The organism is Herbiconiux flava, assembly GCF_013409865.1.
Taxonomy (GTDB): Bacteria; Actinomycetota; Actinomycetes; order Actinomycetales; family Microbacteriaceae; genus Herbiconiux; species Herbiconiux flava.
Map to the genome: position 1 here is coordinate 1,887,952 of NZ_JACCBM010000001.1, position 23,930 is coordinate 1,911,881.

The following is a 23,930-nucleotide window of genomic DNA, read 5'->3' on the forward strand; positions in this document are numbered from 1 at the left end:
CGTCACGCGGCCCGGCACGCGCATCCGCCCCCTTTAGGATGGTCAGCATGTCCGCCGGCTCCGCGTTTTACATCACCACGCCGATCTTCTACGTGAACGACGTGCCCCACATCGGGCACGCCTACACCGAGGTCGCCGCCGACGTCCTCGCGCGCTGGCACCGCCAGGCCGGCGACGACACCTGGTTCCTCACGGGCACCGACGAGCACGGGCAGAAGATCCTGCGCACCGCGACCGCCAACGGCGTCACCCCGAAGGAGTGGGCCGACAAGCTCGTGGCCGAGGCGTGGCAGCCGCTGCTCGAGACGATCGACATCTCCAACGACGACTTCATCCGCACCACCGACGAGCGGCACGAGGTCAACGTGCAGCTGTTCCTGCAGCGCCTCTACGACGCGGGCTACATCTACACCGGCGAGTACGAGGGCTACTACTGCGTCGGCTGCGAGGAGTACAAGCAGCTCTCCGACCTGGTCGACGGCACGGGGCAGTACGAGGGGCAGCTGGTCTGCGCCATCCACTCCAAGCCCGTCGAGCTGCTCAAGGAGCGCAACTACTTCTTCCGCATGAGCGACTTCACCCAGCGGCTGCTCGACCTCTACGAGGAGCGGCCCGACTTCGTGCAGCCCGAGAGCGTGCGCAACGAGATCGTCTCGTTCGTGCGCAGAGGGCTCACCGACCTGTCCATCTCGCGGCAGACCTTCGACTGGGGCATCAAGGTGCCGTGGGACGAGTCACACGTCGTCTACGTCTGGTTCGACGCGCTGCTCAACTACGCGACTGCCGCTGGCTACGGCTCCGACGAGGAGAAGTTCGCGCGTCTCTGGCCGGCGACCCACATCGTCGGCAAAGACATCGCCCGCTTCCACGCCGTCATCTGGCCGGCCATGCTGATGGCCGCGGGTCTCGAGGTGCCGAAGCAGGTCTACGGCCACGGCTGGCTGCTGGTCGGCGGCGAGAAGATGTCGAAGTCGAAGCTCACCGGCATCGCGCCCGAGCAGATCACCGACACCTTCGGCTCCGACGCGTTCCGCTACTACTTCATGCGCGCCATCAGCTTCGGGCAAGACGGCTCGTTCTCGTGGGAAGACCTGTCGGCCCGCTACCAGGCCGAGCTCGCCAATGGCTTCGGCAACCTCGCCTCGCGGGTGATCGCGATGGTGAACCGGTACTTCGACGGCGCCGTGCCGGCGGCGGTCGAGGCGTCGGTGACGGATGCGGAGCTCGCGATCCGCGACACCGAGCGTCGCGTCACCGCGGCCGCCGACGAGGCCATCTCGCGCCTGGCCGTGCACGAGGCGCTCGCGCGCATCTGGGAGCTGGTCGACGAGCTGAACGGCTACATCACCGTGCAGGAGCCCTGGGGGCTCGCGAAAGACCCGGCGAACGCCGACCGGCTCGCCACGGTGCTGAGCACGGCGCTCCGCGGCCTCGGCACGCTGGCTGTGCTGCTCTCGCCGGTGGTGCCCGAGGCGGCGGCCAAGCTGTGGACGGCGCTGGCCGGCGCTGGCACCGTGCAGGAGCAGAGCATCCGCACCGCCTACGAATGGCAGGGGGGCGACCGCGTGCAGCCGCTTGAGGCGCTCTTCCCGCGCATCGAGGTGGAGGCGTCGTGAGCTCGCCCGAGCTGCCCGACCACCTGCGCACGCGCGAGCCCTCCGACCGCGGCGACCAGAGCTACCCGCCGCTGCCCGAGGCGCTCGTCGTTCCCGTCTACGACAACCACACGCATCTCGAGATCGCCGACACCTCCGACCCGATCGACTACCGCGAGCACCTCGACCGAGCATCGGCCGTCGGCGTCCGCGGTGTGGTTCAGGTCGGCACCGACCTCGAGACGAGCCGCTGGTCGGCCGAGCAGGCCGCACGGGAGCCCCGCATGCTGGCCGCAGTCGCGCTGCACCCGAACGAGGCGCCCGAGTACGCCGCCGCCGGCGGGCTCGACGCGGCTCTGGCCGAGATCGCCGAGCTGGCGGGCTGGCCGCGTGTGCGCGCCGTCGGCGAGACCGGCCTCGACTTCTACCGCACGGGTGAGGAGGGCCGGGCGGCGCAGTACCGCTCCTTCGAGGCGCACATCGAGATCGCGAAAGAGAACGGCATCGCGCTGCAGATCCACGACCGCGACGCCCACGCCGAGGTCATCGAGACGCTGAAGCGCGTCGGCGCGCCCGAGCGCACCGTGTTCCACTGCTTCTCCGGCGACGCCGAGCTGGCCCGCATCTGCACCGAGAACGGCTGGTACATGTCGTTCGCCGGCAACGTCACGTTCAAGAACGCGCACAACCTCCGCGAGGCCCTCGAGACGGCGCCCCGAGCGCTCCTCCTCGTCGAGACCGACGCTCCGTACCTCACGCCGATGCCCTACCGCGGCCGGCCGAACGCGCCCTACCTCATCCCGCACACCCTGCGTGCGATGGCTGCGCACCTCGGCACCGACGTCTCCATGCTCGCCGCCCAGATCTCCTCGAACACCGAGCTGGTCTACGGCCGCTGGGAGGACGAGCCGGTGCAGGCCTCGTGACCGACCCCGCTTCGCCGGCCGACGCGTCTCCCCGCGCGCCCGACTCGTCCGCCCGTGCGGCCGACTCTGCTTCGGCCACGCCCGCTGCGGCGGTGTCGTTGCTGGGGCCGGCCGAGATCCGCGACCTCGCGGGGCTGCTCGACCTGACGCCCACGAAGAAGCTCGGGCAGAACTTCGTCATCGACGCCAACACCGTGCGCAAGATCGTGCGCGTCGCCAGGGTCGAGGCGGGCGACGTCGTCGTCGAGGTCGGCCCCGGCCTCGGCTCGCTCACCCTCGGCCTCCTTGAGGCGGGCTCCGAGGTCGTCGCCGTCGAGATCGACCACCGCCTCGCCGAGCAGCTGCCGCTGACGGTGTCGCAGCTGGCTCCGGATGCGCGGCTCACGGTGATCCGCGACGACGCACTGCGCATCCGCTCGCTGCCGGGCGACCCCACCCGCCTGGTCGCCAACCTGCCCTACAACGTCTCGGTGCCGGTGCTGCTGCACCTGCTCGAGCACTTCCCGTCGATCCGCTCCGGTGTCGTCATGGTGCAGGCCGAGGTCGGCCACCGCCTCGCCGCCGACCCCGGTTCGAAGGTCTACGGCTCGCCGTCGGTGAAGGCGGCCTGGTACGGCGACTGGCGCACGGCCGGCCAGGTCAGCCGCCAGGTCTTCTGGCCGGTGCCGAACGTCGACTCGGTGCTGGTGGCCTTCGACCGCGTCGGCTCGGGCCTCGACTCGGAGGAGCTGCGCGTGCGCACCTTCGCCCTCGTCGACGCCGCCTTCGGCCAGCGCCGCAAGATGCTCCGCCAGTCCCTCAGCGAGGTGCTCGGTGACTCCCAGCGCGCCACGGCCGTCCTCGAGGCGGCGGGCGTCGCGCCCACCTCCCGCGGCGAGTCCCTCACGGTCCGCGACTTCCTCGCGGTAGCCCGCGCCGCCGCGGCAGCCGAACCTTCCGCCGAGGCCGCGCCCGCCCAACCTCCCGCCGAGGCCGCGCCCGCCGAGCCCCCGCCCGCCCAGCTCGCGCCCGCCGAGGCCGCGCCCGCCGAGCCCGCGCCCGCCGAGGCCGAGCCCGCCCAGCCCGCGCCCGCGCCCGCGCCCGCCCAGGCGGCGTCCGAACCCATCGACGGCGCCCCCTGATCCATCCAGCCGCGCCCGATCCCGCCCGACCGCCGGAGCGCGACCCCGCCCGGGACGGTGGGGTGCGACTCACGTCGCGGGGCGACCCGGAGGTGCCGAACGGCGCCGGGAGGTGGAACGATCGGAGGGTGACGTCGAACGCCGCCTACCCCGTCCAGCTCTCGACCCTGCGCTGGGGGCCGCCCGATGCGCGCCCGGCCGCGCTGCTGCTGCACGGCCTGACCTCGTCCGCCGGCACCTGGTGGCAGGTCGCCGCCGCCCTGGCCGCCGAGGGCTGGTCGGTCACCGCCGCCGACCTCCGCGGGCACGGGGCCTCGCCCCGCACGCTCGGCTACGCCCTCGACGACTACGCGGGTGACGTGCTCACCCTCGCGCCCCCCGGCAACCCGGTGCGCGGCTGGGACCTCGTGATCGGCCACTCCCTCGGCGGCGCCGTCGCGACGGTCGCGGCCGCCCGCCACCACCACTGGGCCCGCGCCCTGCTGCTGCTCGACCCGGTGCTCGACGTGCCCGAGGAGCGCCACGACGCCCTCGTGACCGACCTCGTCGCCGAGCTCGGCGAGCTCGACCCGGCGGCGCTGCTCGCCGCGAATCCACGTTGGCACACCGAGGACGCCACCCAGAAGGCCACCGCCGCCCGGCTCGTCAGCCCCTATGTCGTGGAGCGGACCGTGCGGGACAACGAACGGTGGCAGCTCGAGCCGGTCGCGGCGGGCATCCGCTCGAGGGTGAGGGTGCTGGCCGCCGATCAGGAGCAGGGTGCCTCGTTCACGACCGCCGAGGGGGAGCGGCTGAGCGCGGCATCGCCGACGTTCGACTTCGCCGTCGTCGACGGTGCGGCGCACTCGATCCAGCGCGACGACCCCGAGCGGGTGGTCGCCGAGGCGCTCGCCCTGCACGACGGGCTGCCCGGCGTCCTCTGACACGGCGCGACCACGGCCGAGGCGCGATCACGGCCGAGGCGCGATCACGGCCGAGGCGCGACCACGGCCGAGGCGAGGGCCCGCCAATGGCCCTGGCGTCCAGGGCCCGAGCGTCCACTCCTGCACAGATCGACGATGTGACGAGTGTGTTTCGTTATGTGTCCCGAGCGCAGGTCGGGACGCACCGTCCCGTTAAGATGGAACGCGGCCCCGAGGTGCGGCCGCCCAATCACAGCAGATCCACTTTGTAAGGGGACACCCATGTCGAAATTCGCGCGCCGAGCGGGTGCCGCAGCACTCGCCGTCGGACTCGTCGCATCCGTAGCCGCCTGCTCGAGCGGGGGCGGCGAAGGAGACGGCAGCGGCGACGGCACCGGTGCCACCGACGAGTCGATCATCCTGATCACCCCCACCCCGATCGGGTCGAACAACTTCCTGCAGCTCGCCGCCGACGGCGCCGAGGAGGCCGGCGAGAAGTACGGCGCCAGCGTCGACGTGTACGAGAGCGAAGACCCGACGAGCATCCAGCAGAACATCGACGCCGCCGTGCGCGAGAAGCCGAGCATCATCATCGGCGTCAGCTTCAGCGTGCTCGACCAGATCACCCAGGCCGCCGCCGACTACCCCGACCAGCAGTTCCTGCTGATCGACACCTCGGCCGAGGAGCCCACCGAGAACCTCACCGCCGCCGTGTTCAAGGAGTACGAGGCCACCTACCTCACCGGCGTCGAGGCCGGCCTCCTCAGCGAGAGCGGCAACGTCGGCGTCGTCGCCTCGCTCGACACCCCGTTCCTGCACCGCTGGGTCGACCCGTTCTTCGCGGGCGCCGAGAGCGTCAAGCCCGGCGTGAAGACCGCCGTGCAGTACGTCGGCGGCGACAATCCGTTCGGCGATCAGGCCCGCTCCAAGGCGCAGGCGCAGATCCTCGCCGACGGCGGTGCCGACTACGTGCAGGCTGCGGCGTCCGGCGGCAACCTGGGCGTCTTCGAGGCGGCCTCCGAGGCCGGCTTCAAGGCCTTCGGCGTCGACACGAACCAGTGCCTCGACTCGCCCGGCAACGTCGTCGACAACGCGATCAAGCGCGTCGACGTCGCTCTCGTCAACTCCGTCGGCGACATCCTCGACGGCACCACCGGCGGCTTCACCTCCTACGGCCTGGCCGAGGGCGGCGTCAGCCTCACGGGCCTCGAAGACGGCGTCGCCGACTCGCAGTGCCTCATCGCCGACCACCCCGACGTGATCGAGAAGGTCGCCGCCGTGCGTGACCAGATCGTCTCGGGCGAGATCACGGTGACCGACCCGCTGACCGCCGGCTAGTCCTGCATGGTCTCTAGCGCATCCGATGATGCCGCCGACGCAGCTCGGCCGCCCGCACCCGTCGAGGGAGCGGCCGCGGTCGAGCTGATCGGCATCGGCAAGAGGTTCGGCTCCGTCGTCGCGAACGACGGGGTCGACCTCGTGCTGCGCCGCGGCACCGTGCACGCGGTGATGGGCGAGAACGGCGCCGGCAAGTCGACGCTCATGTCGATGCTGTTCGGGCTGCTCGAGCCTGACTCGGGAGAGATCAGGGTCGACGGGCGCTCGATGCGCTTCGCCGGACCGCTCGACGCGATCGCCGCGGGGCTCGGCATGGTGCACCAGCACTTCCGCCTCTTCGACACGATGAGCGTCGCCGACAACGTCGTCTACGGGGCCGAGCCCCGGCGCCCGGGCGTCTTCGGCCGGGCCTTCGTCGACCGACGGGCAGCGGATGCGCGGGTGCGCGAACTGGCCGCCCGCTACGGTCTCGACACCGACCCCGCGGCCGTCGTGGGCTCGCTGTCGGCCGGGGCGCGGCAGCGCGTCGAGATCCTCAAGGCGCTGCACCGGGACGCCCGCATCCTCATCCTCGACGAACCCACCGCCGTGCTCACGCCGAGCGAGGTCGACAGCCTGTTCGCCGTCATCCGGCGCGCGGCCGACGCGGGCACCACCGTCGTGCTGGTCACGCACAAGATCCACGAGGTGCTCGCCGTCAGCGACGAGGTCACCGTGCTGCGCGACGGCCGGGTCACCGGGCGGTTCGCGACGCGCGACGCCTCGGCGGCCGAGCTGGTGCGGGCGATGACCGGGCGGGCGATCGCCGAGGTCAAGAACCCGGGCACGGGCACGCCGGGCGAGACCGTGCTCGAGGTCGAGGGCCTGTCGGTGTCGGATGGTCGGCGCACCGTCGTGTCCGACGTATCGCTCTCGGTGCGGCGCGGCGAGATCGTCGGCATCGCCGGGGTCTCGGGCAACGGACAGCACGAGCTCGTGGCCGCGGTGCTCGGGACCCTCGGGGTCGCGGCGGGGCACGTGCGCCTGGCCGGCGCCGACGTCACCGGAGCCTCGGTGCGGGATCGGCGTGCGCGGGGGCTCGCCGTCATCCCCGAGGACCGCCGAGGCGAGGGCAGCGCCGTCACCATGACGGTCGCCGAGAACGCGGCGCTCGGCCATCACCGCAGCGCTCCGATCGGGGCGAGCACGGGCATCCGTCGCGGGTGGATGTCGCTGAAGGTCGAACGGTCGCAGGCCCGCGAGCTGATCGCCGACTACGACGTGCGCACCTCGGGGGAGCAGCAGCTGATCGGGTCGCTCTCGGGCGGCAACGCGCAGAAGGTCGTCGTGGCGCGCGAGCTCGCGCACGGGGCGCCCCTGCTGATCGCCGAGCAGCCGACGCAGGGCGTCGACGTCGGGGCGATCGAGGCGATCCACGGGCGGCTGCTCGACTACCGGGCGGCGGGCAACGGCGTCCTGCTGGTCTCGCACGAGATCAGCGAGCTGCTCGCCCTGGCCGACCGGGTGCTCGTGATGTACGGCGGCGCGATCGTCGCCTCGTTCACGGCGGCCGAGGCCACCACCGAGCGCATCGGCGCGGCGATGGCGGGCGCCGCCGCCGCTGATCCGACCGAGGCTTCCGACGCCGCCGATCCCACCTTGACCGCTAACGCCGCCGACGTTCCGGCATCCGGCACCGACGGTGATGAGGCCTCTCGCTCCCACTTCGCAGCGACGTCCCGCGAGGCCGACACCGCCCACGCCGCGTGGGGCCGCGCGCCTCGCGAGACGGGCGACGTCCCCGGCGCCACCGCGCCCGACCCCACCGCGCCCCACGACGGAGACCGCGCATGACCGCCCCACCCGAGACCACCCCCGGCGCGAGCGGCGCCCCCGGCTCGTCCCGCGGGCCCGCGACACCGGCCGCCGGTGACGCGAAGGCGCCGAGCCGCGGCCGCCGCCTCGCCACCGCCGCCCTGCGCCACCCGGCCGTCGTGCCCATCGGCGCCGTCGTGCTCGCCCTGCTGATCGGCGCCGTGATCATCCTCGCGGCCGGCCTCGACCCGATCACCGCCTACACCGCCGTCATCCAGAACTCGCTCGACCCCGGCCAGCTCGACTACACCTTCTCGGTCTGGGCCTTCATCTGCGGCATGGCGCTGGCGGCCGCGATCCCGCTGCGCATGGGCGAGTTCAACCTCGGCGGCAACGGACAGCTCGTGCTCGGCGGCCTCACCGCCACCGTCATCGCGTCGAGCCTGCCGCTGCCCTCGATCGTCCTCATCCCGCTCGCCGTCATCGGTGCGGCGGTCGTCGCGGGCGCCTTCGGAGCGATCTCGGCCCCGCTGGCCACCCGCTTCGGCATCCCGATCATCATCTCGACCCTGCTGCTCAGCCCGGTGGCCGTCGCCGTGGTCAGCTACCTGGTGCGCTTCCCCCTCGGCGAGGCCGGATCTGCGGTCGCCCAGACCACCCGCCTGCCCGAGGGCGCGCGCATGTGGGCGCTCGGCGACCTGTCGTACTCCAACGCCGGCCTCATCATCATCGTGCTGCTGATGGTCGTGTTCTGGGTCGTCGACTCGCGCACCGCCGTCGGCTTCGAGCTCCGCGTGGTCGGCGCGAACCGCCGCTTCGGCGCCTACGGCGGCGTGCGCGTCGGCCGTCTGGCCCTCGGCGCGATGGCTGCCGCCGGTGCCGCCGCGGGCGTGGTCGGCGCCGTGATCGTGATGTCGTCGCCGTTCCGCCTCATCGACGGTGCGCTCATCTCGCCCGGATACACCTTCGCCGGCCTCGCTGCGGCCCTGCTCGCGGGCGGTCGCCCGGCGCTGATCCCGGTCACCGCCATCCTGTTCACCGTGCTTCAGGTCGGCGGCGCCGGCATGGAGCGCTCGGCCGATGTGCCCCGGCAGCTGTCCGACGTGCTGCAGGGCGTCGTGATCGTCGTGCTCGCCCTCCGCACCGTGCTCGACCAGCGGCGCACCGAGAGGAGCTCGGCCTGATGCACGTCTTCGAACTCGGCTTCGTGGCGGCTGTCCTCCTCGCGGCGACGCCCATCCTCTACGCCGCACTCGCCGGAGCGATCTCGGCCCAGGTCGGCGTGTTCAACATCGCCCTCGAGGGCCAGATGCTCTGGGGCGCCTTCGCCGCGGTCGCAGGCAGCTACTACACGGGCAGCGCCTGGGGCGGTGTGCTCACCGCACTCGTCTCGACCGCCCTGTTCTCGGTGGTGCTCGCCGTCGGCGCCGCCCGCTGGCACGCCGACCCCATCATCATCGCGATCGGCACGAACCTCCTCGCAATCGGGCTCACCGGGTTCCTGCTGCGGGTGCTCTTCGACACCTCGGGGTCGTTCTCGCCGCGCGGCCTCGAGGGGCTGCCGAAGATGGCGTTCCTCGCCGACGTCCCGGTGATCGGCCCGATCTTCGCGGGCCAGACGGCGCTCGTGCCGCTCGCCTTCGTGCTCATCGTCGCCGTGGGGCTGTGGCTGAAGCGCTCGGCGGGGGGCCTCCGCCTCCGGGGCGTGGGCGAGCATCCGGATGCCGCCGCCGCCCTCGGCGTGAACGTCGCCTCGTACCAGACCTGGGTCACCATCGCGGGCGGCGCCCTCTGCGGCATCGCCGGCGCCCAGCTGGCCCTCGGCAACGTGACCGTCTTCACCGAGAACATGACCGCCGGCCGCGGCTGGATCGCCGTCGCCGCCGTCATGCTCGTCGCCGGCCGCCCCCTCTGGCTGCCCGTCGCGTGCCTGGGCTTCGGCGCGGCCGAGGCGCTCGGCTTCCGCCTGCAGGGCATCGGCGCCCCTCAGCAGCTCACCGACGCGGCCCCCTACGCGATCACGCTGCTCGTGCTGGTGGCCACCCGCATCCGCTTCGCGAAGCGCGCCTCGCTCACCAGCACCTGATCCACCCGCCCCGTCGCACCGCCACTCGCCCCGCGCAGTGGCCGAGCATCCGCCCCCTCACCTGACCGCACCGAAGGACGCACCATGACCGACGCCCCGGCCACCGCCACCACGCCCGCCCAGGCCACACCCGCCCCGGCCACCGGCACCCCCGCTCGCGAGACCCGCCACATCGTCGTCGACACCGACACCGGCATCGACGACGCGCTCGCCCTGCTCTACCTGGCCGGCCGCGACGACGCCGAGATCTCGGCCATCACGAGCGTCTACGGCAACACCCCCGTCGAGGCGGCGCTGACGAACATCGCCCGCGTGCAGAAGCTCGCCGGCCTCGAGGACGTGCTCGTCGCCCGTGGCGCCGCCGGCCCCATCGACGGCGAGCCGCGCATCGCCGGGCACGTGCACGGCCGCGACGGCCTCGGCGACCTCTGGTCCGACCCGATCGCCCCGAAGAACCTCTCGCCGCTCTCGAGCGCCGAGCTGCTCGTCGAGCTGGGGCGCTCCAAGCCCGGCTACTACGACCTGCTGCCCGTCGGGCCGCTGACGAACCTCGGCCTCGCCCTCGAGATCGAGCCCGAACTGCTGACGCTCTACCGCTCGGTGGTCATCATGGGCGGATCCGGTCCGTTCCCGCCGCTCGGCACCGTGCAGATGGTCGACGCGAACATCCACAACGACGCCGAGGCCGCCCGCCGGGTGTTCGCGGCCCCGCGCCGTCAGCTCGTGATGGTCGGCGTCAACGTCACCGCCCACACGATCGTCGACGAGCAGGCCGTGCAGGCCCTGCACCGCGCCGGCACCGAGTGGGGCACCTTCTCGGCGCAGGTTCTCGAGGCGTACATGGACTTCTACCAGTACTCCTGGGGCCGCCGTGTCTCCCCGGCGCACGACGGGCTCGCGGCGGCGCTGCTGGTGCACCCCGAGTGGATCACCTCGGCCACCATCGGCCCCGTCAACATCACGAGCGACGGCTTCGCCACGCGCGCGCACCTCATGCGCACCGCGACGGGGCTGCCGGTGTCGTGGCAGAGTTCTCCGGCTCCCGACACGGTGGTGGTGCTCGACGTCGACCGCGAGGCGTTCCTCGCCGACTTCGTGCGGGTGCTGTCGGGGCACTGACCGAGGGCGTCTGCGGCGTGGGATAGGTTGGAGGGCATGAACGACCGGGGCGCACCGAAGACCGTGCACGTCCGGGCTCCCGGCAAGATCAACGTGTTCCTCAAGGTCGGTGCGGTGATGTCCGACGGGTACCACGACGTCGCCACCGCCTACCAGGCCGTCTCGCTCTACGAAGACGTCTTCGCCAGCCCAGCGAGCGACTTCTCGGTCGTCTTCGAGGGCGGCCACATCGACACCTCAGGGCTCGAGACCGACGGGTCGAACCTCGCGATCCGGGCGGCGCGCCTGCTCGCCCGGCGGGCCGGCTACCGCGAGGGCGTCTCGCTGCGCATCTCGAAGAACGTGCCGATCGCGGGCGGAATGGGCGGCGGGTCGGCGGATGCTGCGGCCGCCCTTCTGGCCTGCGACACGCTCTGGGGAACCGACCTCGGCCGCGACGAGCTGCACACGCTGGCCGCCGAGCTCGGCGCCGACGTGCCCTTCGCCCTCGCCGGAGGCACGGCCATCGGCACCGGACGCGGCGACCAGCTGAGCCCCGCGCTCGCCAAGGGGCAGTTCCAGTGGGTGCTCGTGCTGCCCGAGCACGGCGTCTCGACGCCTGAGGTCTACCGCGAGCTCGACCGGCACCGCGAGCGCCACGCGCAGGACATCTTCCCGGCCCAGGGCCAGCCCACCGTTGACGCCGACGTGCTGCAGGCGCTGCGGGCGGGTGATCCGCACATGCTCGCGGAGTCGCTGAGCAACGACCTGCAGGCGCCGGCGCTGCACCTGAGCCCGGGGCTCGCCTCGGTGCTCGAGGTGGGGGAGCAGAACGGCGCCCTCGCGGGCATCGTCTCGGGCTCGGGCCCCACCATCGCGTTCCTGGCGGCCGACCTCGACGGCGCCCTCGAACTGCAGATCGCGCTGAGCGCCGCGCGCCACCACGTCGTGCGCGTCACGGGCCCGGTCGCGGGTGCCCGCGTCGTCGCCGACTAGCCCCGCTCGCCCCGCCCCCCGCTGCCGAACGGCGCCCGGGTGGCGGTGAGTCGCGCCAAACCGCCGCCATTTGCCGCGACTCGCCTCAAATCGCGACCTTTTCCCGCGACTCACCGCTGCGCCTCGCGTCGGCGAGGCGAGGGCGGCGGGCGTCAGAGGGCGAGCAGCGCCTTCACGGGGGCCGCGGTCGCGGCGGCGAGCGCCGCGCGGCCGCCGAGCGCCTCGAGCTCGAGCACGACGGCGACTCCCACGACGTCCCACCCCGCGCGCTCCATCAGCCGGATCGTCGCGGCCAGCGTCCCGCCCGTCGCCAGTACGTCGTCGACGATCACCACGCGCGCCCCCGCCGGCAGCGTCGACGGATGCACCTCGAGGCTCGCCGACCCGTACTCCAGCGCGTAGCTCTCGCTCAGCACCTCGCCGGGCAGCTTGCCCGCTTTGCGCACCGCGAGCATCCCGTGACCGGTCGCGACGGCAGCCGCCGCCCCCAGCACGAACCCCCGGGCCTCGACCCCGGCCACCGCGTCGAGAGGGCCGAAGCCCTCCACGAGCGCCGCCGCCACGGTCCGCAGCCCGTCCGCGTCGGCGAACAGCCCCGACAGGTCGCGGAACAGGATCCCCTCCGACGGGAAGTCGGGCGTCTCGGTCATGCCCGAGCGGATGGCCTCCACCACGGCGGGCGAGACGGCAGGGGCGACGGGTGCGTTCTGATCGGGCATCCGTCAATCGTAGAGCCCGTCGCTAGAGTGTGCCCATGCGCAGAGTGTTCGGGGTGATCAGGGTGGTGGCCGCCGGCGTGGTCATCGCGGCCATCGTCGGGCAACTGGTCTACAGCCTCGACGTGGTGCCCGACGTCGCGCACTTCCTGGTGAACTTCTTCAGCTACTTCACGATCCTCTCGAACGCCCTCGCCGCGATCGCTCTGCTCGTCGGTGGCTACTTCTCATTCACCGTGCGCCGCGACCCGGCCTGGTTCAACCTCTCGCTCGCGGCCATCGTGACCTACATGGCGACGACCGGCGTCGTCTACAACCTGCTGCTCCGCAGCATCACGCTCGAGCAGGGGCGCACGCTCGCCTGGTCGAACGAGGTGCTGCACCTGATCGCGCCGATCTACATCGTGCTCGTCTGGATCCTCTCGCCCGGCAAGTCGCCGTTGCGCTGGAGCGCCCTCTGGGCGATCGTCGCGTTCCCGATCGCCTGGGCGGTCTACACGATGATCCGCGGGCCGCTTGTCGGCTGGTACCCGTACCCCTTCCTCGACCCCTCGCAGCCCGGCGGCTACGGCGCGGTCGCGGTGTACGTGCTCGGCATCGCGGGGTTCATCGGCCTGATGGGCTGCGCGGTCGTCGCCCTCAGCCGCACCCGCCTGCTGCGAGGCTGAGCCAGCACCGAGTAGAAAGTGCTCAGACGGATGCTCCGGCGTTCGGCGCTACCGTGTCGGCATCCGGGCAGCGTCGAGGCGAGGTCCCGGCGATCCGAAAGGCATGACATGGGAACGCTTCCTCCCCGCCCGCGCCCGGCCAAGCCGTGACGCCAGGTCCGGCGGTCGTCCGCCGGGCGACCGTCAGGCCCAGCGCGGGTCGTCGATGTCGGGGGAGTCGACGCCATCGGCGTCGGTGAGCACCTTCGCGTCGCCGATCCAGGTGTCGAGGGTGGCGCCGTGCAGCACGAACGGTCTCTCGTCGCCGAAGAGCTCCGGATGCGCGGCCACCGCCACGGCCCCACCGCTCGCCAGCACGACCACGTTGCCGAGCGGCCCGTCCGCGTCGTCGGGGTCGAAGTCGGTCACCACGGCCACGTCGGCGAACACCTTCCGAAGGGTCGCCGCCTGCGCCCGCGCGTACTCGAACGGATGCCCGTCCAGCAGGTTGACCGCCACCAGCCCCTCCGGAGCCGATCGTGCGGCCACGAGCCGGTAGAACTCGAGGCTCGCGACGTGGGCGCGGATCGTAGCGGCGTCCCAGAGATCGACGACCGTCACCTCGGCGCCCTGCCACTCGCGGCCGGCGGTCGTGACGGCGCCTGGGCTTCCACTCGTGCTCGCGTCTGCCTCCGCGAGAGCCCGCGCGTCGCCGAAGGCGATCGCGATGTCCGCCCCCTCCGGCAGCGGCAGTGCGGCCAGCACCGCCTCGCAGAGCTCCCGCTCGAACTCCACCACGAGCTGCGGCGACCCCGGACGCGTCACCGCCACGTACCTCGGCAGCGCCATCGCCCCCGCACCCAGATGCACGGCGAACACCGGAGCGCCGGGCGCCGCGACCGCGTCGATCGCCCGGGCGATGTGCTGCACGTAGGGCCAGGCGAGCAGCCGCGCATCCGTCAACGACACCACCGACTGCGCCACGCCGTCGACGCTCAGCTCGTAGCTCTCGCTCGCGCGGTTCACCCGCTTCAGGGTGGCCTTGCGCCCGTCGAAGGCGAACGAGAACCGGCGGCGATCGGCGAGCATCCGCCCAGCATAGGCGCGCGCCCCTCGACCGCGCCCGGCGTCACCCCGCCGTCGCGCCCCTCGCGCCCCGTGCCCCGCGCCCGTCGCGCCCGAAGGCTGGGCCGGGCTCACATCCGCGCCCTGTACCCTCGACAGGTGGCTCATCTCCTGGGCGCTGAGGCGCTCCATCTCGAATATCCCACCCGAGTCATCTTCGATTCCGTCACCGTCGGCATCAACGAGGGCGACCGCATCGGCATCGTGGGGCGCAACGGCGACGGCAAGTCGACCCTGCTCTCCCTGCTCTCGGGCCGCATCGAAGCCGACAGCGGCCGCGTCACCCGCCGCCGGGGCGTGACCCTCGGCATGCTCGACCAGGCCGACACCGTCGACTCCTCGCTCACCGTGGCCCAGGCCGTCGTGGGCGACCTCGACGAGCACGTCTGGGCGGGCGACCCGAAGGTGCGCGACGTCATCGCAGGCCTGCTCGGCGACATCGACTGGGAGGCCGTCATCGGCACCCTCTCGGGCGGTCAGCGCCGCCGCGTCGCGCTCGCGGCCCTGCTCGTCGGCGACTGGGACGTCGTCTTCCTCGACGAGCCCACCAACCACCTCGACGTCGAGGGCATCGCCTGGCTCGCGGAGCACCTGAAGCGCCGCTGGCCGGCCTCGAGCGGCGGTCTCGCCGTCGTGACGCACGACCGGTGGTTCCTCGACGAGGTCTCCAACCAGACCTGGGAGGTGCACGACCGCATCATCGAGCCTTTCGAGGGCGGCTACGCGGCCTACATCCTCCAGCGTGTCGAGCGCGACCGGATGGCCAGCGCCACCGAGTCCAAGCGCCAGAACCTGATGAAGAAGGAGCTGGCGTGGCTGCGTCGCGGCGCCCCGGCCCGCACCGCGAAGCCCAAGTTCCGCATCGATGCGGCCGAGGCTCTGATCGCCGACGAGCCGCCCATCCGCGACACGGTCTCCCTCACCCAGATGGCCACGGCGCGCCTCGGCAAGGACGTCGTCGACGTGCTCGACGTGAGCGTCTCCTTCGGCGAGAAGAAGGTGCTGGAGGGTGTGGAGTGGCGCATCGCCCCGGGCGAGCGCACGGGCATCCTGGGCGTGAACGGCGCGGGCAAGTCGACGCTGCTCGGTCTCGTCACCGGCGCCGTGAAGCCCACCAGCGGAACCGTCAAGCGCGGAAAGACCGTCAAGATCGCCACCCTCACGCAGCAGCTCGCCGAGCTCGAGGACGTGATGAAGGACCGGGTCAGCGAAGTGATCGGCCGCTACCGCACCTCGTACGTGGCGGGCGGCAAGGAACTCACCCCCGGTCAGCTGCTCGAGCGCCTCGGCTTCACCAGCGCCCAGCTGTCGACCCCCGTGAAAGACCTGTCGGGTGGGCAGAAGCGCCGCCTGCAGCTGCTGCTGATCCTGCTCGACGAGCCGAACGTGCTCATCCTCGACGAGCCGACCAACGACCTCGACACCGACATGCTCGCCGCCCTCGAGGACTTGCTCGACTCCTTCCCGGGCACCCTGCTCGTCGTCTCGCACGACCGGTACCTGCTCGAGCGCGTCACCGACCAGCAGTACGCCGTGCTGAACGGCCGCTTCCGCCACCTGCCGGGCGGCCTCGAGCAGTACCTCACCCTGCGCAAGGCCGGCGAGGGCTCGCTCGAGGTGGGCACGAAGGCGACGGATGCGGGGCACAAGTCGTCCGGACCGGCACTCGCCGGCGCCGAGCTCCGCGCCGCCGAGAAGGAGCGCTCGTCGCTGGAGCGCAAGATCGAGAAGCAGACGCAGCAGATCGACAAGCTGCAGCACCGCCTCGCGGAGCACGACCAGTCCGACTACGTCGGCCTCGGCTCGCTCACGGCTGAGGTGCAGGCGGCCGAGGCGCAGATCGCCGCGCACGAGACGCGCTGGCTGGAGCTCTCGGAGCTCCTGGACGACTGACGGCGCTAGCGTTTCGCAGATCGAGGCGGCGCAGCCGCCTCGGCACTGGCGTCGCGAGATCGCGATGCGATCTCCCCAGCTCCAGCGTGCATGTCGAGCGAGAGGCGCCGGAGGAGCGCCGCGAGGCGCTCCTGGTCGGCCTTCGTGAGACCCGCGAGCAGCTCGGTCTCGGCCGCGACGAGGTGCGAGATGGCACCGTCGACGCGGTCACGGCCCTCGCCGGTCATCCGCACCCGCACCCCGCGGCCGTCGTTCGGGTCGGTGCGCCGCTCGACGAGCCCGCGCCTGACCATGCCGTCGATGCGGTTCGTCATCGTGCCGCTAGAGACATAGGTCTGCTCGAGCAGCGCCTTCGGGCTGAGCTCGTGCGGGCTGCCGGCGCGGCGGAGCGCGGCGAGCACGTCGAACTCCCACGACTCCAGGTCGACGGTGGCGAACGAGGCGCGGCGGGTCTTCTCGAGCTGCTTCGCGAGCCGGGAGACCCGGGAGAGGATCTTCAGCGGCGAGAAATCGAGGTCGGGATGCTCGCGCATCCACGCGTCGACAATCTCGTCGACGGTGTCCCGGGTCGGCCTGCTGCTCATCCCCTCATTATCCCCAAGCCGCGCCCGGCGTGACGTGGCGTGTCTGGCAGACTGGACTACTGCACCGGGGGAGACCGCGGTGGTCCGCCTTGGTGTAATGGCAGCACGACAGCCTTTGGAGCTGTTAGGTCTGGGTTCGAATCCCGGAGGCGGAGCACATCGGCCTAGCGGCCGACGTGCTCCAGCACTGCGACGAAGGAGACCCTGAAGATGCCCGACCAGAACCTCGCCATCATCGTCCTTGCGGCAGGCCAGGGTACCCGCATGAAGTCGTCCCTCCCGAAGATCCTGCACGAGATCGCGGGCGTGCCGCTGATCGGCCACGTGCTCGCCACCGCCGGTCAGTTGGATGCCGCCCACACGCTCACGGTGGTGCGCCACGAGCGCGACCGCGTCGTCGAGGTCATCGAGGACCACTTCCCGTCGGCCATCGTGGTCGAGCAGGACGAGGTGCCGGGCACCGGCCGCGCCGTCGAGCAGGCCGTCCAGGCGCTGCCGGCGGGCTTCGACGGTGACGTGCTCGTCGTCAGCGGCGATGTGCCGCTGCTCGACGCCGACACCCTCACGGGGCTGCTCGCCGAGCACCGCCGCACGGGCGCGGGGGCGACCCTGCTGAGCGCCGAGCTCGACGACCCGACCGGCTACGGCCGCATCGTGCGCAGTGCCGACGGGCTGCTCGACCGCATCGTCGAGCAGAAGGACGCGAGCGACTCCGAGCGCGCCCTCCGCGAGATCAACGCCGGCGTCTACGTCTTCGGCCTCGCGCAGCTGCGCGACATGCTGGCCCAGGTCACCACGGCGAACGCCCAGGGCGAGAAGTACCTCACCGACGTCGTCGGGCTCCTCCGCCGCGCCGGTTCCGACGTGGCCGCCGTCACGGTCTCCGAGCCGTGGATCGTGGCCGGCGTGAACGACCGCGCCCAGCTCTCCGAGGCGGCCGCGAAGCTGAACGCGCTGATCGTGCGGGGCTGGCAGCTCGCGGGTGTCACCGTGATCGACCCGGCGACGACGTGGATCGACCTCAAGGCGAGCCTCGCCGAGGATGTCACCGTGCATCCGGGAACCCAGGTCAAGGGCGCCACCAGCGTCGCCCGCGGCGCCGAGATCGGCCCCGACACCACCCTCGTCGACTGCGAGGTGGGGGAGGGTGCGGTCGTGAAGCGCACCGACGCCACGCTGAGCGTGATCGGCGCGGGCGCATCCGTCGGCCCGTTCGCGTACCTCCGGCCGAACACTGTGCTCGACGCGGGCGGCAAGATCGGCACCTTCGTCGAGACCAAGAACTCGCACATCGGGCAGGGCTCGAAGGTGCCGCACCTGTCCTACATCGGCGACACCGAGGTGGGCGTCGAGTCGAACGTGGGCGCCGGCACGATCACCGCGAACTACGACGGTGTGAACAAGAGCCGCACCCAGGTGGGGTCGCACGTGCGCACCGGGTCGCACAACGTCTTCGTCGCCCCGGTTAGGATTGGGGACGGCGCCTACACGGGTGCCGGAACGGTCGTCCGCAAGGACGTGCCGGCCGGCTCGCTCGCGATCACTGTGGCGCCTCAGAGGAACATGGCCGGCTGGGTCGAGCAGAACCGGGCGGGCACGGCGGCGGCGCAAGCGGCGGCCCGGGCCCACGACGGCGACGGCGAGACCACGACGCAGACCCCAACGCGAACGAGCGGAGAATAGGTGTCCGGAATCAAGGCCAGCGGAGAGAAGTCCCTCCTCGTCGTCTCAGGGCGAGCTCATCCGCAACTGGCCGAGGACATCGCGGCCGAACTCGACACCACCCTCGTCGACACCGAGGCCCGCACCTTCGCCAATGGCGAGCTCTACATCCGCTACGGCGAGAGCGTGCGAGGGGCGGATGCGTTCGTCATCCAGTCGCACACGGCTCCGATCAACGAGTGGCTGATGGAGCAGCTCATCATGGTCGACGCGTTGAAGCGGGCCTCCGCCAAGCGCATCACCGTGGTCGCGCCGTTCTATCCCTACGCCCGTCAGGACAAGAAGGGCCGCGGGCGCGAGCCGATCTCGGCCCGCCTCGTGGCCGACCTGTTCAAGGCCGCCGGCGCCGACCGCATCATGTCGGTCGACCTGCACGCCGCGCAGATCCAGGGCTTCTTTGACGGCCCCGTCGACCACCTCTTCGCCATGCCCGTGCTGATGGAGCACATGCGCAAGGTGCTCGACCCCGCGACCCTCACGGTCGTCAGCCCCGACATGGGCCGCGTGCGCGTCGCCGACATCTGGAGCGACAAGCTCGGCGTCCCCCTCGCGATCATCCACAAGCGCCGCGACCCGCGGGTGCCGAACCAGGTCAGCGTGCACGAGATCGTGGGCGACGTGGCCGGCCGCGTCTGCCTGCTGGTCGACGACCTGATCGACACCGGCCGCACCATCGTGGCCGCCGCCGAGGCGCTGAAGGCCAACGGCGCCACCGGCGTCGTGGTCGCGGCGACGCACGCCGTGTTCAGCGACCCGGCCTCGACCATCCTGCAGTCGGAGTTCATCGACCAGGTCGTCGTCACCGACACCCTGCCGATCCCCGTCGAGAAGCACTGGGACAGGCTGACCATCCTGCCGATCGCCCCGCTGATCGCGAGGGCCATCAGCGAGGTGTTCTCCGACGGCTCGGTCACCACGATGTTCGACGGCGACGCCTGAGGCCTGGGCCGGGCTTAAACTGAATCCATGAGCATCGCCTCGATCGACACCTACACGCCCGCCGCGGGCTCCGTCACCATGTTCTCCACCGGCTGGTGCGGGTACTGCAAGCGTCTAAAGAGCCAGCTCGACGCGCAGGGCATCGCCTACACCGAGGTGAACATCGAGGAGGTCGATGGCACGGCCGAGCTGGTCGCCTCGGTGAACGGCGGCAACCAGACGGTTCCGACGTTGATCTTCCCCGACGGCTCGACGGCCACCAACCCGTCGGCGCGCGAGGTGTCCGAGCGCATTGGCTGATCGCACTCCCTGGTCGCTCTCGGGCGCCCTGCGCGGGATGTTCCAGAAGCGCACCATCGACGACGAGACCTGGGACGACCTCGAGACCGCCCTGCTGAAGGCCGACTTCGGCCCCACCGTCACCGAGCAGGTCGTCGACGAGCTGCGCGCCAACGTGCAGCGCTACAACACCACCGATCCCAAAGATCTGCAGCGGATGCTCCGCGAGGCCATGGAGGAACGGCTCTCCAAGTACGACCCGACCCTGAAGCTCACCGAACGTCCGGCCGTCGTGCTCGTGGTCGGCGTCAACGGCGTCGGCAAGACGACGACCATCGGCAAGTTCGCCAAATTCCTGAAGACGTACCAGCGCACCGTCGTGGTCGGAGCGGCCGACACCTTCCGCGCCGCCGCCGTCGAGCAGCTCGCGACCTGGGCCGAGCGTGCCGGGGCCGACATCGTGCGTCCGCAGCACGAGGGACAGGATCCGGCGTCCGTCGCCTTCCAGACCATCGAGAAGGCCAAGGCGAACGGCACCGAGATCGTCATCATCGACACGGCCGGCCGGCTGCAGACCAAGGGCGGGCTGATGGATGAGCTCGGCAAGATCCGCCGCGTCATCGAGAAGCAGGCGCCGGTCTCCGAGGTGCTGCTGGTGCTCGACGCGACCACGGGCCAGAACGGTCTCGCGCAGGCCGACGCGTTCATCCAGCACGCGGGCGTCACCGGCCTCGTCATCACGAAGCTCGACGGCTCGGCGAAGGCCGGGTTCGTGCTGGCCGTGCAGGAGAAGACGGGCATCCCGATCAAGCTGATCGGCCAGGGCGAGGGCATCAACGACCTCACGGGCTTCACGCCCCACGTCTTCGCACAGAACCTCGTCGGCTAGCTCGGCGCTGGCCGACCGCTCCGTCAGGCGGGGTGGCGGGCGAGGAAGGCCTGGATCGCCGGGAGTGCGCCCGGGTGGCGCGGGGTGTCCGCGTGGGTGGCGCCGTCGAGGATCGTGAGCTCGGCCGCAGGGAGGGCCACCTGCACGTGTTCGGCCGCGCGGAGGCGGGGGCGGTCGCGGGTGCCGGCGAGCAGCAGGAGCGGCATCGGGAAGCGGGCGATCACCTCGTCGGGGACGGTCGCCTGGCGCTCGGTCTCGCGCATGTAGGCCGCGAGGGCCGGGGCGTCGTTGGCGAGGAAGGCCGTGCGGGTGATCGGGTCGACCGGGCTGCCGGTGGCGTGCTGCCACTCGGCGAGGAAGCCCTCCATGCCGCCGCGCTCGAGGGCGTCGATCGAGCCCTCGAAGAAGACGCGGTCGAAGGTTCCCGCGCCGGTGCCCGGGGCGCCCGCCACGCTGACGAAGCTCGCCAGGCGCTCGGGATGGACGGCGGCGAGCGAGAAGCCGACGCGCGCGCCGAGGGAGTAGCCGAGGTAGTGGGCGCGGGCGATGCCCAGGGCGTCGAGCACCGCGACCACGTCGTCGACGAAGCGGCCCATGTCGTAGGCGGCGGCATCGCGCGGCTTGTCGCTGCGGCCGTGCCCGCGGAGGTCGAGGGTGACGACCGGGCGCGTGGGCGCGAACGCCTTCAGGTAGCCGAAGCCGCGCCAGATCGCCTGCGACAGCGCGGTGCCGTGCACGAGCACGATGGGCAGGGCGATCTGCTCCGTGTCGGCCGCAGCGGAACCGGTCGGCGCCTGGTGCCGGTAGGCGATGCGTGCTCCGTCATGGGGATTGGTCGCGAACTCCACCCCATCACGCTACCCGTGGGTGCCGAAGCGTGACGCCACCTCGAGCAGCACCTCTTCGCGGCCGGCGTAGATGCCCGACTCCCGCGGCCAATGGCTCACGACGTCGGTGAACCCGAGCGAGGCTGCCCGCCCGGCGAGCTCCTCGAAGGCGTCGACGCTCTCGAGCGAGAACGTTCCGCCGCTGTCGAGCGAGAGGTGGCGCGAGAGAGTGGACGGCGAGCGCCCCGCTGCCTCGAGGGCATCGTCGAGCCGCCCGCACTGCTCCGCCACCGCATCCCACCAGGCCGAGCCCGTCGCGCCGTCGCGCCCGGTCGTCACCCAGCCCTGTCCGTACCGCGCCACGAGCGCCAACCCCTTCGGCCCGTTGCCGCCGATGACGAACGGCATGCGCGGCGTCTGCGACGGGGACCCGACCATCCGCGCATCCTGAGCCGTGTAGAACGACCCCGACGCCGAGACGCCGCCCGAGCCGGGCGCCTCGAACCGCAGCAGCTCGTCGAGCAGTGACACGAACTCCGCGAAGCGGTCATGCCGCGCCCGCGGCGGCAGCACCTCGGCGCCGAGCACGGTGGCGTCGAAACCCGTTCCTCCCGAGCCGAGGCCCACGGTCATCCGCCCGCCCGACAGCTCGTCGAGCGACGCCAGCTCCTTAGCGAACGGCACGGGGTGCCGGTAGTTCGGCGAGGCCACGAAGGTGCCGAGCCGGATGCGCGACGTCACCAGCGCGGCCGCCGCCAGCGTCGGCACCGTCGCCCCCCAGGGCTCGTCGGCGAGCGACCGCCACGAGAGGTGGTCGTAGGTGTAGGCGCTGTCGAAGCCCAGTTCCTCCGCGAGCTGCCAGCGGCGCCGCATCTCGGGCCACGGGTACTGGGGGAGGATCACGATGGAGTGGCGCATGCGTCCACTCAAGCAGACGCCCCCGACACCGGGGAGCGGGCGGGCTCAGCCGCGCCGCGCGTCCGCCTCGTCGAGCGAGAGGTCCTCGGCCAGCTCCGCCCGCGGCCTGACCGCCTGGAACGACCCGGTCGCGGTGACGGCCCCGGCCATCCGGTCGCCCTCGCCGTAGACCAGCTGCAGCCGTGCCCTGCGCCCGTGCCCGGTGCGACGGATGCGCGCCCGGCGGTACACCGCCAGCCACAGCACCCCGGCAGCGAAGGCCACGAACCCCGCGACGGCGGCAACCCCGAGCCCCCACCGCGGCCCGAGCGTGTTGGCGACGGCGCCGATCACGGGAGCCCCGATCGGCGTGCCGCCCATCAGGATCGCCATGTACAGCGCCATCACCCGCCCGCGCATGAGCGGATCGGTGCTCGTCTGCACGGTGCCGTTCGCGGTCGTGATCATCACCTGCCCGGCGAACCCGATCAGCACGATGGCCGCCGCGAACGTCACGAGCGAGGGCGCGAGCGCCGCTGCCAGAGCGGCCACCGCGAACAGCCCGCACGACAGGAAAACCAGCCGCACCCGCGGCTTGTCGCGGCTCGCCGAGAGGAGCGCCCCGGCCACCGACCCCACGGCCATCACGGAGGTCAGGATGCCGAAGCCCGCCGAGTCCAGGCCGAACGTGACGGTCGCCATGGTCGAGGTGAAGATCTGGTAGTTGAAGCCGAAGGTGCCCATGATGAACACCACCGCGAAGACGATCAGCAGGTCGGGCCGGCGGCGCACGTAGCGGAAGCCCTCGAGCAGCTGCCCCTTGGCCCGCGGTGCACGGGGCTGCTGCACCAGCCGGTCGCGCCGGATGGCGACGAGCGACGCCAGCACCGCCGCGAACGTGACGGCGTTGAGAAGGAACACCCAGCCCGCGCCGATCCCGGCGACGAGCAGGCCCGCGACGGCCGGCCCGATCGTGCGGGCGGCGTTGAACGAGGCCGAGTTGAGCGCGACCGCGTTGCCGAGGTTCGGCCCGGCCACGAGATCGGAGACGAAGGTCTGGCGCACCGGGGCGTCGACCGCGGCGGCGACGCCGAGCAGCAGGGCGAAGAGGTAGACGATCCAGAGCTGGGCGAGCCCGGCGAGCACGATCACGCCGAGTCCGGCGCCGAGGAGCCCCATGGCGAGCTGCGTCACCATCAGCGTGCGCCGTCGGTCGAGTCGGTCGGCGATGAGGCCCGAGAAGGGCACCAGCAGCAGCTGGGGGAGGAACTGGAGGGCGGTCGTGACGCCGAGGGCCACGGCGTCGTGGTCGCTCAGTTCGGTGAGGACGATCCAGTCCTGGGCGGTGCGCTGCATCCAGGTTCCGACGTTGGAGACGAGGGCCCCGGCGAACCAGATGCGGTAGTCGATGCTGGCGAGGGAGCGGAACATCGCGCTCATGCGTGCACCCCCTCGATCGGCCAACTGTTTATTTTACGTCAACGAATTGCAGGGCGGCTGGGAACGGGGAGCCCGCGTTCGCCCTCAGCGGGACTCCGAGCCGGCCGCGAGCGGTT

General features: G+C 71.9%; 21 protein-coding genes, 1 tRNA gene and 1 pseudogene. 17 read left to right on the plus strand and 6 right to left on the minus strand.

The genetic code is table 11. From position 1 onward, the window contains the following. The first annotated feature begins 47 nt into the window (after positions 1–47). The 10 genes and pseudogenes from metG to BJ984_RS09225 all read left to right on the plus strand — a co-directional run bounded on the left by metG (position 48) and on the right by BJ984_RS09225 (position 11,856). Positions 48–1,616 carry a methionine--tRNA ligase gene (metG, locus tag BJ984_RS09180; protein WP_179547759.1) on the plus strand — a complete coding sequence of 523 codons (1,569 nt, stop codon included), beginning with the start codon at positions 48–50 and terminating at the stop codon, positions 1,614–1,616. Further along, positions 1,613–2,521, plus strand: a complete 909-nt coding sequence (locus BJ984_RS09185; protein WP_373877400.1) for a TatD family hydrolase — start codon at positions 1,613–1,615, stop codon at positions 2,519–2,521. The genes metG and BJ984_RS09185 overlap by 4 nt, the downstream gene beginning before the upstream one ends. Positions 2,522–2,613: 92 nt before the next feature. Then, positions 2,614–3,441, plus strand: a pseudogene (gene rsmA / locus BJ984_RS09190) (16S rRNA (adenine(1518)-N(6)/adenine(1519)-N(6))-dimethyltransferase RsmA); the annotation flags it as partial. 329 nt (positions 3,442–3,770) lie between these two features. Next, the gene (locus BJ984_RS09195; RefSeq protein WP_179547760.1) at positions 3,771–4,565 is read left to right on the plus strand and encodes an alpha/beta hydrolase; all 795 of its coding nucleotides are present in this window, start codon (positions 3,771–3,773) and stop codon (positions 4,563–4,565) included. Positions 4,566–4,826: 261 nt separating this feature from the next. After that, a complete protein-coding gene (locus BJ984_RS09200) occupies positions 4,827–5,882 on the plus strand; it encodes a BMP family ABC transporter substrate-binding protein (RefSeq protein WP_179547761.1) in 1,056 nt (351 codons plus the stop codon). A gap of 6 nt (positions 5,883–5,888) precedes the next feature. Continuing rightward, positions 5,889–7,715 (plus strand): ABC transporter ATP-binding protein, encoded by a 1,827-nt coding sequence (locus BJ984_RS09205; RefSeq protein WP_179547762.1) that lies wholly within the window; start codon positions 5,889–5,891, stop codon positions 7,713–7,715. Next, positions 7,712–8,860, plus strand: coding sequence for an ABC transporter permease (locus BJ984_RS09210; protein ID WP_179547763.1), 1,149 nt, complete (start codon positions 7,712–7,714; stop codon positions 8,858–8,860). Before BJ984_RS09205 ends, BJ984_RS09210 begins: the two co-directional genes overlap by 4 nt. After that, complete coding sequence (locus tag BJ984_RS09215) at positions 8,860–9,762, plus strand: ABC transporter permease (RefSeq protein ID WP_179547764.1); 903 nt, start codon at positions 8,860–8,862, stop codon at positions 9,760–9,762. The genes BJ984_RS09210 and BJ984_RS09215 overlap by 1 nt, the downstream gene beginning before the upstream one ends. Positions 9,763–9,846: 84 nt before the next feature. Then, positions 9,847–10,881: a nucleoside hydrolase gene (locus BJ984_RS09220; protein ID WP_179547765.1), complete on the plus strand. Its 1,035-nt coding sequence runs from the start codon at positions 9,847–9,849 to the stop codon at positions 10,879–10,881. 36 nt (positions 10,882–10,917) lie between these two features. After that, positions 10,918–11,856 carry a 4-(cytidine 5'-diphospho)-2-C-methyl-D-erythritol kinase gene (locus tag BJ984_RS09225; protein ID WP_179547766.1) on the plus strand — a complete coding sequence of 313 codons (939 nt, stop codon included), beginning with the start codon at positions 10,918–10,920 and terminating at the stop codon, positions 11,854–11,856. A gap of 152 nt (positions 11,857–12,008) precedes the next feature. Here the strand turns inward: BJ984_RS09225 and BJ984_RS09230 are convergent, their stop codons facing one another. Next, positions 12,009–12,575 (minus strand): adenine phosphoribosyltransferase, encoded by a 567-nt coding sequence (locus BJ984_RS09230; protein ID WP_179547767.1) that lies wholly within the window; start codon positions 12,573–12,575, stop codon positions 12,009–12,011. 35 nt (positions 12,576–12,610) lie between these two features. Here BJ984_RS09230 and BJ984_RS09235 point away from each other — a divergent pair, with 35 nt between their 5' ends. Further along, entirely contained in the window at positions 12,611–13,240 is a 630-nt protein-coding gene (locus BJ984_RS09235) for a Pr6Pr family membrane protein (protein ID WP_179547768.1), read from the plus strand. A gap of 183 nt (positions 13,241–13,423) precedes the next feature. Here the strand turns inward: BJ984_RS09235 and BJ984_RS09240 are convergent, their stop codons facing one another. Then, on the minus strand, positions 13,424–14,308 hold the full coding sequence (locus BJ984_RS09240; protein WP_179547769.1) for a spermidine synthase: 885 nt from the start codon (positions 14,306–14,308) through the stop codon (positions 13,424–13,426). A 135-nt stretch (positions 14,309–14,443) separates the two neighbouring features. Between BJ984_RS09240 and BJ984_RS09245 the strand changes: the two genes are divergently transcribed. After that, positions 14,444–16,237 carry an ABC-F family ATP-binding cassette domain-containing protein gene (locus tag BJ984_RS09245; RefSeq protein ID WP_179547770.1) on the plus strand — a complete coding sequence of 598 codons (1,794 nt, stop codon included), beginning with the start codon at positions 14,444–14,446 and terminating at the stop codon, positions 16,235–16,237. 5 nt (positions 16,238–16,242) lie between these two features. Here the strand turns inward: BJ984_RS09245 and BJ984_RS09250 are convergent, their stop codons facing one another. Then, positions 16,243–16,821: a MarR family winged helix-turn-helix transcriptional regulator gene (locus BJ984_RS09250; RefSeq protein ID WP_179547771.1), complete on the minus strand. Its 579-nt coding sequence runs from the start codon at positions 16,819–16,821 to the stop codon at positions 16,243–16,245. 83 nt (positions 16,822–16,904) lie between these two features. Between BJ984_RS09250 and BJ984_RS09255 the strand changes: the two genes are divergently transcribed. From BJ984_RS09255 to ftsY, 5 genes are all read left to right on the plus strand, one after another. Continuing rightward, positions 16,905–16,976, plus strand: a tRNA-Gln gene (locus tag BJ984_RS09255). 55 nt (positions 16,977–17,031) lie between these two features. After that, positions 17,032–18,504, plus strand: coding sequence for a bifunctional UDP-N-acetylglucosamine diphosphorylase/glucosamine-1-phosphate N-acetyltransferase GlmU (gene glmU, locus BJ984_RS09260; protein ID WP_179547772.1), 1,473 nt, complete (start codon positions 17,032–17,034; stop codon positions 18,502–18,504). Further along, positions 18,505–19,482, plus strand: a complete 978-nt coding sequence (locus BJ984_RS09265) for a ribose-phosphate diphosphokinase (RefSeq protein ID WP_179547773.1) — start codon at positions 18,505–18,507, stop codon at positions 19,480–19,482. It abuts the gene before it with no gap. A 27-nt stretch (positions 19,483–19,509) separates the two neighbouring features. Further along, positions 19,510–19,782, plus strand: a complete 273-nt coding sequence (locus BJ984_RS09270) for a mycoredoxin (protein WP_179547774.1) — start codon at positions 19,510–19,512, stop codon at positions 19,780–19,782. Further along, positions 19,775–20,650, plus strand: coding sequence for a signal recognition particle-docking protein FtsY (ftsY, locus tag BJ984_RS09275; RefSeq protein ID WP_179547775.1), 876 nt, complete (start codon positions 19,775–19,777; stop codon positions 20,648–20,650). Before BJ984_RS09270 ends, ftsY begins: the two co-directional genes overlap by 8 nt. Before the next feature lie 23 nt (positions 20,651–20,673). Here the strand turns inward: ftsY and BJ984_RS09280 are convergent, their stop codons facing one another. The 3 genes from BJ984_RS09280 to BJ984_RS09290 are packed head-to-tail and all read right to left on the minus strand — an operon-like array spanning position 20,674 to position 23,814. After that, positions 20,674–21,498, minus strand: a complete 825-nt coding sequence (locus tag BJ984_RS09280; RefSeq protein ID WP_179547776.1) for an alpha/beta fold hydrolase — start codon at positions 21,496–21,498, stop codon at positions 20,674–20,676. A 9-nt stretch (positions 21,499–21,507) separates the two neighbouring features. Continuing rightward, a complete protein-coding gene (locus tag BJ984_RS09285) occupies positions 21,508–22,395 on the minus strand; it encodes an LLM class flavin-dependent oxidoreductase (protein WP_179547777.1) in 888 nt (295 codons plus the stop codon). 45 nt (positions 22,396–22,440) lie between these two features. Beyond that, positions 22,441–23,814, minus strand: a complete 1,374-nt coding sequence (locus BJ984_RS09290) for an MFS transporter (RefSeq protein WP_179547778.1) — start codon at positions 23,812–23,814, stop codon at positions 22,441–22,443. Positions 23,815–23,930 lie beyond the last annotated feature (116 nt).